At 40.9% G+C, this 11133-nt stretch carries 9 protein-coding genes; 7 read left to right on the top strand and 2 right to left on the bottom strand.

Features of this window, described 5'->3' with window-relative positions; all coding sequences use genetic code 11:
* Nucleotides 1-364: 364 nt before the first annotated feature.
* From NQ550_RS18695 to NQ550_RS18665, 7 genes are all read left to right on the top strand, one after another.
* Complete coding sequence (locus tag NQ550_RS18695; protein ID WP_025581031.1) at nucleotides 365-1681, top strand: ABC transporter substrate-binding protein; 1317 nt, start codon at nucleotides 365-367, stop codon at nucleotides 1679-1681.
* Between the two features lie 72 nt (nucleotides 1682-1753).
* On the top strand, nucleotides 1754-2650 hold the full coding sequence (locus tag NQ550_RS18690) for a carbohydrate ABC transporter permease (RefSeq protein ID WP_025581030.1): 897 nt from the start codon (nucleotides 1754-1756) through the stop codon (nucleotides 2648-2650).
* 13 nt (nucleotides 2651-2663) lie between these two features.
* Nucleotides 2664-3515: a carbohydrate ABC transporter permease gene (locus NQ550_RS18685; RefSeq protein ID WP_025581029.1), complete on the top strand. Its 852-nt coding sequence runs from the start codon at nucleotides 2664-2666 to the stop codon at nucleotides 3513-3515.
* A 340-nt stretch (nucleotides 3516-3855) separates the two neighbouring features.
* On the top strand, nucleotides 3856-4215 hold the full coding sequence (locus NQ550_RS18680) for an MATE family efflux transporter (RefSeq protein ID WP_025581028.1): 360 nt from the start codon (nucleotides 3856-3858) through the stop codon (nucleotides 4213-4215).
* 327 nt (nucleotides 4216-4542) lie between these two features.
* A complete protein-coding gene (locus NQ550_RS18675) occupies nucleotides 4543-5649 on the top strand; it encodes an RNA-guided endonuclease TnpB family protein (RefSeq protein WP_330671078.1) in 1107 nt (368 codons plus the stop codon).
* Between the two features lie 170 nt (nucleotides 5650-5819).
* Nucleotides 5820-6296, top strand: coding sequence for an MATE family efflux transporter (locus tag NQ550_RS18670; protein WP_242833536.1), 477 nt, complete (start codon nucleotides 5820-5822; stop codon nucleotides 6294-6296).
* A complete protein-coding gene (locus NQ550_RS18665; protein ID WP_242833538.1) occupies nucleotides 6226-6855 on the top strand; it encodes an MATE family efflux transporter in 630 nt (209 codons plus the stop codon). Before NQ550_RS18670 ends, NQ550_RS18665 begins: the two co-directional genes overlap by 71 nt.
* Before the next feature lie 223 nt (nucleotides 6856-7078).
* Here the strand turns inward: NQ550_RS18665 and NQ550_RS18660 are convergent, their stop codons facing one another.
* Both NQ550_RS18660 and NQ550_RS18655 read right to left on the bottom strand, forming a co-directional pair.
* The gene (locus NQ550_RS18660; protein WP_025577710.1) at nucleotides 7079-9109 is read right to left on the bottom strand and encodes a right-handed parallel beta-helix repeat-containing protein; all 2031 of its coding nucleotides are present in this window, start codon (nucleotides 9107-9109) and stop codon (nucleotides 7079-7081) included.
* A 568-nt stretch (nucleotides 9110-9677) separates the two neighbouring features.
* The gene (locus NQ550_RS18655) at nucleotides 9678-10862 is read right to left on the bottom strand and encodes an SAM-dependent methyltransferase (RefSeq protein WP_025577714.1); all 1185 of its coding nucleotides are present in this window, start codon (nucleotides 10860-10862) and stop codon (nucleotides 9678-9680) included.
* Nucleotides 10863-11133 lie beyond the last annotated feature (271 nt).

Genomic DNA, 11133 nt, shown 5'->3' with positions numbered 1-11133 from the left:
TGGAAACGTGTAAAAAAATAACGGAATATAGGAAATTTAATATAAATATAGCAAAGAAAAAACCCAGATATGATTGTAAAAAATATATAAAAACAGATAACTTATATTGTGAAAATATACGAATTGATGCGAAAACAGGATTTTTAAGTTAAAATCTATTGACAAATAAGGCAAGAGAGATTATGATAAAACCATCATATGAAACGGGTTCCACAAGAGGACAAATAAAGCTTTTAACCACAGCAAAATAGCTGTGGTTAAAAAAGGAAATACATGGAACGGGTTTCATAAAAAGGCATTTCCTGAACGAGATTAAGGAGATGTAACCGCAACAACCAATATATTTTATCAGGAGGAAAGAAACATGAAAAAAAGAATGAGCGTAATTCTGGCACTCACAATGGCGGCAACTACAATGTTCAGTGCAGTACCGGCAATGGCAAAAGATGGTGATGTAGTAAACATTACAATCTGGAGCCCGACAGACAGAGAACAGGTAGAGGCATGGTGGACTGAGAAGCTTGCAGAGTGGAACGAAGCAAACCCGAATATCCAGGTCTCACGTGAAGCAATCGACCGTTCCGATTCCTATGCATATGATAACAAAATTGCTACAGCAGTAACATCCAATGACCTTCCGGATATCTTCTATGTAGACGGACCGCAGGTTTCCTACTATGCAGCAAACGGAATCAGCATTCCGCTGAGTGATTATTTTACAGAGGATGATCTTTCTGATTTCGTTCCTTCATCCATTGCCCAGAATACCTATGACGGACAGTTATATGCAATCGGTGCAACAGAATCTTCTGTAGCATTCTATTACAATAAAGATTATCTCAAAGAGTGCGGTGTTGATACAGATGACCTTGATTCCCGTACATTAGACAACCCGATCACATGGGATGAGATGGCAGAGATCGCTGAAAAGTGTACAACAGATAATTATGTGGGAGCACACATTATCATGGATCATGGTGAAGGTCTTCCATATGCATTAGAGCCAATGTATATCTCTGAAGGAAAAGACTACATCAGCGAGGATGGTAAGGAAGCTGACGGATATGTAAACAGCGAAGAAGCAGTAAAAACAACTTCTTACCTTGCAGATCTTATTGCAAAAGGATATGCAAACATTGAGCCGATCACAGACGAGTTCTTAAACGGTGCATGTGCAACAATGCTTGGTGGTTCATGGGAAGTTGCAACTCTGGAAGCAAATGCAGATTTTGACTGGGGTGTAACATACTATCCGGTATCTGAAACAGGTACAGCAGTTTCTCCTTGTGGTGACTGGGCAGCAGCAGTAAGCAAGGACTGTGAGAATCCGGATGCAGCAGGCGAATTCCTTCAGTGGCTGATGAACAGCGAAAATGTAGCAACTTATGCAGCTGCAATCGCAAAACCTGCAACACGTAACTCTGCTTATGATGAAGAAGCAATGGCTGATTACAAAGAAGGAGCACGTGCACTTATGGTTGAACAGCTGAACAACACAGCAGTTCCGCGTCCAAGAACACCTTCCTATGCAACATTCTCTTCTGCATATGCTGAAGCAATGACAAATATCCTCTCTGATGCAGCTACAAACGGAGAAGTTGATGATGATTATATCCAGTCTGAACTTGATACAGTAGCAGAAACATTCACAGAAGATTACGAAACATACTACGCTGAATAATCAGGATAGAAACCTGGCCGCATCGCTTTTGCGGTGCGGCCGTTTTAAGTTTGTTAAAAGGGGGAAAGGATTATGGCTAAGACGAAGCTGACAGGCAGAAAACGTGACGAGAGAATCACTGCATATGCATTTACTGCTCCGGCAGTTATCCTTCTGATCGCATTTCTGGTTGTACCGATGATCTATACCGTTTACTATTCCGGATTTAAATATCAGATTATGAGACCGGATGCCATAAAGATGATTGGTATTGAAAACTATCAGAAACTGTTCCAGGATAAAAACTTCTGGATGGCTCTGAAAAATACTGTATATTTCACAGTAGTTGTTGTACCTGTACAGTGTATACTGGCACTTGGACTGGCGCTTCTGGTTTCAAAGAAATTCCGCGGAGTCGCAATATTCAGAACAATGTATTTTAGTCCACAGTTAACCTCCATGGTTGTTATCTCTGTTCTGTGGTCAGTACTTTACAATGCAAATCCAAGCACTGGTCTTATTAATTCTCTGCTGGTATCACTGGGAATGGATCCTATTAATTTCCTGAGCAATGAGCATACAGCCATGAACTCCATTATCTTCATGTCTGCATGGCAGGGCGCAGGTTATCAGATGATGATTTTCCTGGCAGGTCTTCAGGGAATTCCGAAAGATCAGTATGAGGCAGCATCTGTAGATGGTGCAAACAAATGGAATCAGTTCCTGTTTATCACACTTCCGGGACTGAAAGGAACTATAAAATATGTTATTATGATCACTATGATCCAGGCAATGAAGCTGTTCACACAGCCATATATCATGACACAGGGCGGACCAAAGAACTCCACCAAAACTCTGGTATATTACATTTATACACAGGGCTTCCAGAAAGGTAACTTTGGTTATGCCTGCTCAATCGCAACTGTATTCTTCGTTATTGTTGTGGCAATGTCACTGTTAATGAAGAAAGTAACTACTGCAACTGATTAAGGAGGACAGGAAAATGAAAAAATCATCAATGAAATTTTCTGCGGCTTTTTCCAAATTTATGTTTTATTTTGGAAATATTGTCATAGGTATTATCTTTGTTTCTCCTCTGATCTGGATGATTTCCGCGTCTCTGAAACCGGAATCTCAGATTTTTGCAAATATGAACTCCCTGAAAACATTCTTTCCGGTATCGGCTTCTTTTAATAACTATGTAGAAGTATTTACCAGAATGAATCTTCCTCAGGTATTTAAGAACACCTTGCTTTACATTGCACTCATCCTGGTTCTTGATCTGCTTGTAAACTCCATGTGTGGTTATGCGCTTGCAAAATTTGAGTTCAAAGGAAAAGGCGCGATCATGAATCTGGTAGTAGCCCTGATGGTACTTCCGATGGAAGCAATCATGCTTCCGTTATATATTGAAATGTCACAGCTTGGCTGGGTAAATACACTTGCAGCACTGGTAATTCCTTTTGTAGCAAAATGTTTCTCCATCTATATGTTCCGTCAGTTTTTCTGTGATATTCCAGATGATCTGATCGAGGCGGCTGCAATTGATGGATGTCGTCCGGCAGGAACTTTCTTCAAGATTGTTATGCCGATTTCCAAGACTGTATATGCAACTGTATTTATCCTTGATTTCGTCGCTCACTGGAATGACTTTATGTGGCCATTCCTGGTTATGACCGGTGAAGACAAGCGTACGATCCAGCTCGCAGTTCAGTCCTTCTTCGGAACACAGCCTGTACATTATAGTGCAATCATGGCAGCACTGGTAATCTCTGCAATCCCGATGATCATCATGTTCATCTTCATGCAGAAATATTATGTAGAAGGTATTGCATCTTCCGGTATTAAAGGCTAAGTCAATATATAAAGCCCTACAATGCGCCTGGATGGCGTTTTGTAGGGCTTTTTTATGTTAGAAGAATTATGTCGCTGAAGCGACCCGTCGCAGGCGGAGAATCAAGTAGTCTCCTGATGTAATTGCGAATATTCGCCTGACGTATGAAAACACTTGGCTTTAAGATAAAATATGTCAAAATTTCTTATTGAAACTAAAAATAGGAATGTTATGATAATGAAGGAATTCTGTTGAAATTGATATTTGTATTTCAATGGAGATTCAATCAAATCAATAGCAAAGCAGATAATTTTATCAGCTGGAATTGTTATAGAAATATAGAGAATGGGAGTAAAGAGAAATGACCACATCTATGATAAAAGGGAATCCGCTGAAACTGATGCTGCAGTTTGCGCTTCCTTTATTATTAGGAAATTTGCTGCAACAGACTTATAATATTATTGACGCTGCGATCGTAGGACAGATCCTTGGCGCAAAAGCGCTGGCAAGTGTAGGAGCCAGCAGCAGTATTCAGTTTCTGGTACTGGGATTCTGCATGGGAAGCTGTACAGGGTTTGGTGTTCCTGTAGCTAAATATTTTGGCGCAGAGAAAATAGAAAAAATGCGGGATTATATCTTTAACAACCGTAGCAAGAATTCCCTCACCTCTATAGGGACGCTACTGAAAAACTATTTTTATACACATTATATAGTAGATTAAAACAAATAAAAACACTTTATATTGTACTGCTTTATGCAAAATAAAGACTTTTTCAGTGGCGTCCTATAGGTGAGGGGATGAATTGCACATTCGAGCATGTCTGCTCAAATTCATAAAAAATCACAAAAACACTTGTTCTGATACAATAAATATATTATAATAGAAAAGAAGAACAATATGCTCTTTAATTTTCATTCAGTGTTTTTGGCTGATCATGGTTATGAAATATAGCAGAAAGATGCTAGACGATAAGATGTCAGAGAGAGCAAAAGAAATCTTGAAATATAGTACCTGTTGAAACAATCCATCAGTATATAGAGAGTCAGGGTGAGAAAGATAAATCGGGCAGTAAAAATAAGGATCTATCCAAATAAAGAACAGATAACCCAGATAGAGAAAACAATCGGCTGCAGCCGCTTTCTCTATAACCGGATGCTTGCGGATAAGATCCGTTATTATCAGGAAGAAAAAAAGATGCTGAAAAATACGCCGGCCGGATATAAAAAAGAATATCCATGGCTGAAAGAAGTGGATTCTCTTGCGCTGGCAAATGTACAGTTAAATCTGGAAGGGGCTTTCCGGAAATTTTTCCGGGAACCGGGAGTGGGATTTCCGCATTATAAATCAAAAAAACATTCGCGGAAATCCTATACAACGAATATGGTAAATGGGAATATCTGTCTGCAGGACAGGTTCCTGAAGCTGCCAAAGATGCAGCCGGTAAAAATAAAACTCCACCGTATGATCCCGGAGGGATGGAAGCTGAAATCAGTGACTGTGAGCAGGGAACCGTCCGGGAAATATTTTGCCAGCCTGCTGTTCGATTGTGAAAACCAAACAGCGGAGAAAAGACAGGCGGAAAAATTTCTGGGGATCGATTATGCCATGCATGGGATGTGTGTATTTTCCACCGGTGAAAGGGCCGGATATCCCATGTTTTACCGGAATGCGGAGAAAAAACTTGCCCGGGAACAGAGAAAGCTTTCCAGATGTGAAAAGGGCAGCCGTAACTATCAGAAACAGAAGAAAAAGGTTGCATTATATCATGAAAAGATAAAGAACCAGAGGAAGGATTTCCAGCATAAGCTCAGTCACAGCCTTGCAGAAGAATATGACGCGGTATGTGTGGAGGATCTGAACCTGAAGGGGATAGCCGGAGGCCTGCATTTCGGAAAAGGGATACAGGATAACGGATACGGTCAGTTCCTTTCCATGCTTGGATATAAGCTGGAAGAACGTGGAAAATATCTGATAAAAGTAGACAGATATTTTGCATCCAGCAAGATATGCAGTGTATGCGGGCATAAAAAGAAAGAGCTGGCATTATCAGAACGGACATACCTGTGCGAATGTGGAAACCGGATGGACCGGGATGTGAATGCGGCGATCAATATTCTGGAAGAAGGAAAAAGAATATATAAAAAATGTGCATAATAGCACAGAAAAGATCCGTAACCGGATAAAAAAGAACCGCGGGACACGCGGGGATAGCCTGTTTTAGCTTTGCCCTGAAGGGCAATCGAGCAGGAAGCCCCATTTCAAAATCTGTAAGATTTAAGTGGCGGGAGCATGTCACTGGAGCTGTATTATGTGCAGGAATCGCAGTGATCCTGACAGCATTATGCAGTGTTTTATGTCCTCAGATTTTGCATATTTTATCTGTACCAGAGGACATTTATGACAATGCATACAGCTATCTGCTGATTATTTTCCTGGGGATTCCCTTTACGATTTTATATAACTACCTGTCCAGTATTTTACGATCAGTGGGAGACAGCAGGACACCGTTTATATTTCTGGCGTTATCTGCTGTTCTGAACATTTTTCTGGATTTATTCTGTATTATAGTGCTGAGACTTGGATGTGCCGGAGCTGCTATTGCAACGATTTCTGCACAGGCGATCAGTGGGATTTTGTGCCTTGTTTTTATTATCCGCAAAATGAAACTTCTGTGGCTCAAGAAAGAAAACAGGGCAATAAAGGGGGGATGCAGTAAAGGAGCTTCTGGCAATGGGAATGCCTACGGGACTTCAGTTCTCCATCACAGCTATCGGAAGTATGGTCATGCAGTCTGCCAATAATGGACTTGGAAGCACTTATGTATCTGCATTTACGGCAGCAATGAAGATCAAGCAGTTTACCATGTGTCCGTTCGATGCTATCGCAACCTCTGCATCTGTATTCTGTAGCCAGAATCTTGGCGCAGGACAGTCTGACAGGATAAAAAAAGGTCTGCGCTGTGGTATTGCAGTAGGAATTTTACTGATTTTTGCAGGGCATACACTTTCTATGCTGTTTGTTGGAAAGAGTGCGGTGGCAGTTCTGGATGCCTCTGCCAAATACCTCAGATGTATGGGATTTTTCTACTGGAGTCTTGGTATTCTCAATGTCGCCCGTATGGTAACTCAAGGACTTGGATATTCAGGCAGAGCCGTTTTCTCCGGCGTAACAGAAATGATCGCCAGAACAGTTGTCTGTCTTGGATTTGTAGGAACTTTTGGCTTCACAGCCATCTGCTTCGCAGACCAGACGGCCTGGATCACAGCAACCTGCTATATTTTTCCGACATGCCTGTGGTGCATCCGAAAGTCTACAAAAATGCTTGCATCTATAGCAGTCCGAGTAAATAATGCATCATAATCCAGCCCATCAGAGTGTGAAATTCTGCGTCATATATCTTCCTTGTCTTTCGCACTCTGCTGAACTGTCTTAAATGCATTATTTATTAGGACTGCTATAAAAAAATATGACAAAATAAGAAAACAGCTATGCAAGAGTAGCAGATAAAAATATCTGTACTCTTCATAGCTGTTTTTATGTATGGTTTATATATGGTAAAGCTATTGACTATATGGATATCAGGTTAAAAGAGCTTCTGCTCAGATGCTTTTTTATCCGTAAATGGTCCTGCGACAGTTTTGACATCTCTGTGATTTCCAAAGAAATCCTGATTAAAGATAATCGGGCTTCCGTCAGGATTTTCGTATTTCTGCTCCGGTTCGAATGCCATACCAAGTGTTTCAGTTGAGATGATACCGTCGTTTTCTTCTTTGATGATATCATACAGGTTGGTCTTCAGATACCAGCCATCTTCTTTCTCTTCAACAGAGATATCTACAGTGTGTTCTGCATCTGTGACTGCATCTGTTTCTTTTTCCCATGCACGTGCTCCATTGAAATAGAGATTGCCGGATGCCCATACAGGAAGATGATCATAATAGCAGTTGCCTGTTGTTTCAGAACCCATTCCGCAGTAACCTTCGAACTGTCTGTTCCATTCATCAAAGGTTGGATATCCGTTAAATTTGAAAGTTCCTGTGATCACATTGCATTCATCCCACATATTTCCATTGTTACCCATAAGATCAGCTAGATCCTGCATACAAGGACGGATCGGTTTCTGAACGAAGATGTTGTTGTAGAATCTGTCATCTCCATGAAGGATGGTCATAAATCCTGCAACCTGAGTTCCGTGTTTGGTGTGATATGGAGTATATCTCGGAGATGGAATATCAGGTGCACCGTTGTCTGTACCGATACCAACAGAAACGAAGCCGCCGCAGATCAGGTTATGTACAAGGGCAACACCCTGGGTTGCAATTTTCAGTGCACGGTCAGACAGCAGGATATTGTGGTCGATCAATGTCGGACCATGAGAAACCTCAACGAAGATATCTTCTCCTACGCTTGTGACAGCGTCATCGCCTGCTTCGAAATCATTTGGAAGAGCATTGTCATGGAAGAGATTTCCTGTAACGCGGGTTCCCTGTGCCTGCCAGTCAAGCCACAGACCACGGGTGCAGTTGTGGATATGGTTGCGGCGGAAAATAACATCGATAGCAGCATGCATTTTGATACCGCCGATCTCTGCTCCTGCCAGATTCTGCTTGTTGTTAATGTGATGAATATGGTTGTCTTCAATAACAGAGAATACGCCTCCAAGATGTCCTACAATACCTGTCTGACCGCAGTCATGGATCTCACATCTGCGTACAATATGGGAACCGATGTGTTCTTTATCCCATCCTTCATAGGAAGCCTGGCAGATGCAGTCGCGTTCTGTCTGAGTTCCGTCTTTGTATTTCCATTTTAACCATTTGTTATCATTTTCAGGCTGCAGATATTTACCAAGAGAAATACCGCTGCATTTGGATTCATAGATTTCACAGTCTTCGATGATCCATCCTTTGGACCAGTGAGGACCGACCATTCCCTCCTGATAAGCAGTAGGAGGAGCCCACTGAGTAGCAGCCTGACTGATACGGAAACCGGAGAGAGTGATATATCCGATTCCTTCACTTTCCGGATAGAAGCAGTTTCTTCTTACACTGATCTCAACGTTTTCTTTATTGGGATCTTTTTCATGGAAGTTTGCATAAATAATGGTCTGATTATTGGCTTCATTCTGTTCTGCGTACCATGTATATACAGAGAAATCAGGATCCCATGAGATAGTACTTTTTTGTGGATTTTTAACTTTATCCAGAGTGGTTACTTCATACATGGATTTTTCATTCAGATATACATCTCCTGTATGAGCAATAAATGTAGCGATAAACCAATCTCCGGATACCAGGGTAGTAAATGGGTTATAATTACCGAAGATTCCGTTCGGAATGACTGCTTTCCATACAGTGCCTTCTACATTTTCCCAGTCTTTGACAGCTTCGCTTCCCGTAATGTGAGCCTGTCCTTTTATTGCAGAACGGTAGGTGATACGCTTGTCTGCGGTTCCTGCGTGAATCGGATTAACAGCTTCGCGGTATAATCCCGGTGCAACGATGACTTCATCTCCCGGAAGTGCCTTTGCGGCGGCTTCCTGAATAGTTTTGAATGGATTTTCTTTTGTTCCGTTTCCGGTCTGGATTACGGATGCATCAACGTAAATAATCATTATAAAAACCTCCCGGCCTTCTGGCCTGAATCTTTCTGTTTGCGGGCGAAATGCCCATAAGATATGTGAGTTAAGTGTAGCATGTAAATATGCAGCGAAACAATGGAATACTGTGTCATCTTGTATGAATTTTGTGATGATTCATTACTGTTCACTGAAAACGTCGGATTCGAAAATAAGAGAACGAAAGAATTTCTGGCAAAAATCCTGTAAATAGAATAAATCTTGATACTTAAAACTTAAAATAGTGAGTAAATACCGGGCTTTATTTACCAGTAACTTTTACCTGCATATTACATAGATTTTGATGTAAATACTCTGCAGATGATATATTATAAAAAATACAAATATTTTCAGAAAGTGCAGGCTATCATGAATAAAAAGAAATCAAAGAATAAAAAACAGGATAAGCAGAGTGAGAAGCCGGTTCCGAGGAAAAAGGAAGAGGAGCAGACAGAAGGAACTGGTAGAAATTCAGCTCAGAACCCTTGCTATGTATTACTGGTCTGTACTGGAATATCATATATATACTGCCTGGATTTCAAAAACAAAAATCCAGGCAGTTATTTTAATACCAGCGTGTCATTGGCAGATCATTATTGATTCCTTTAGTCATCAGAATCTGGTGCAGATCAATAATTCCGTTATGGAAGGTTGCAGCACATGCTGACAGGTAAAGTTCCCACATACGCAGGAAGGATTCATCAAACATGGTCTTTTCCTTTTCTATATTCTCACGGAAATTCTTTTCCCAGTGGAGCAGAGTTTTATTGTAATGCAGACGCAGATTTTCAATGTCCAGAGTGTGGAAATTGTCCTCTGCCATATGATTCAGGATTTCTCTCAGACTGGGAACGGTTCCGCCTGGAAAGATATATTTCTTGATCCATGGATCACCCGGATGTTCTTTCAGTGCACTGATAAAATGAAGCAGGAATAATCCGCCCGGTTTCAGAACTTTCTCTACACAGTCAAGGAAGAGCTGATAATTGTCACGGCCAACATGTTCCAGCATTCCCACACTGACTACCCGGTCAAACTGATAGTTATGTTTCGGCAGATCACGGTAATCCATCAGTTCCACTGTAAGATAATCTTCCAGGCCCTGATCTTTGATGCGCTTTTGGAATTCTGTATATTGTTCGTGGCTTAAAGTGATTCCTGTACCATGTACTTTGTATTTTTGGGCAGCCTCAATCAGCAGAAAACCCCATCCGCAGCCGATATCAAGAAGACTCATACCTTCTTCCAGGTGTAATTTTTTCAGAATATAATCTACTTTATTAACCTGTGCCTGATATAAAGAGTCATCGTCATGAATGAAGTAGCCACAGGAATAACTCATGGTTTCGTCCAGCCATAATTTATAAAAATCATTTCCGATATCATAGTGGCTGGTGACTTCCTTTTCCTGATTTTTTTTGGATGTAGAACTGAACATGATCTTTTTCAGAGCAGATTCATTGGTAGAAAATTTGCTCATCTGTCCCAGAAAATGATCCAGTGCCTCGTAAAGATTTCCTTCAATATCCAGATCTCCCCGCATATAAGCCTCGCCTAATGCCAGGGAAGTGCTTTTGAGCAGCTCGGCCAGAGGAATTGTTTCCTTAAAATTTACTGTAAATGTGGGTTCTCCCTCTCCGATCGGATATTCGGAATTCTTGAACTTTACCAGAAATGGATAGTCCGTAAAGCGTTCAAGGAATTGCACCATTGCTTTTTCTTCAGCCTTTTCTCCTAATGTCTCAAACATAATAGTTTACCTCCTTTAACACCAAACTATGATACACCTTTGGGGGCGCTTATCGTCAAGGGGAGAATTAAACAAAGATATCTGGGAAATTGGTCAGACTTGTAGCAGAATAATGGAAATAGAAGAAGAAACAAAAAGTTCACAAAAAACATCTTGACCATCAAAGAAACACAAGTTATAATCCTGTCTTTGACAGTTACTAAACAAAAAAATTGCTGTACCTCTTGATTTTACTGAGGTTCGGCGATTTTTTGTGTTGTTTTGGAATATA

The organism is Blautia wexlerae DSM 19850 (assembly GCF_025148125.1).
Classification (GTDB): Bacteria; Bacillota; Clostridia; order Lachnospirales; family Lachnospiraceae; genus Blautia_A; species Blautia_A wexlerae.
The sequence above is the reverse complement of the archived record's forward strand: the minus strand, read 5'-3'. Positions and strand labels throughout refer to the sequence as shown.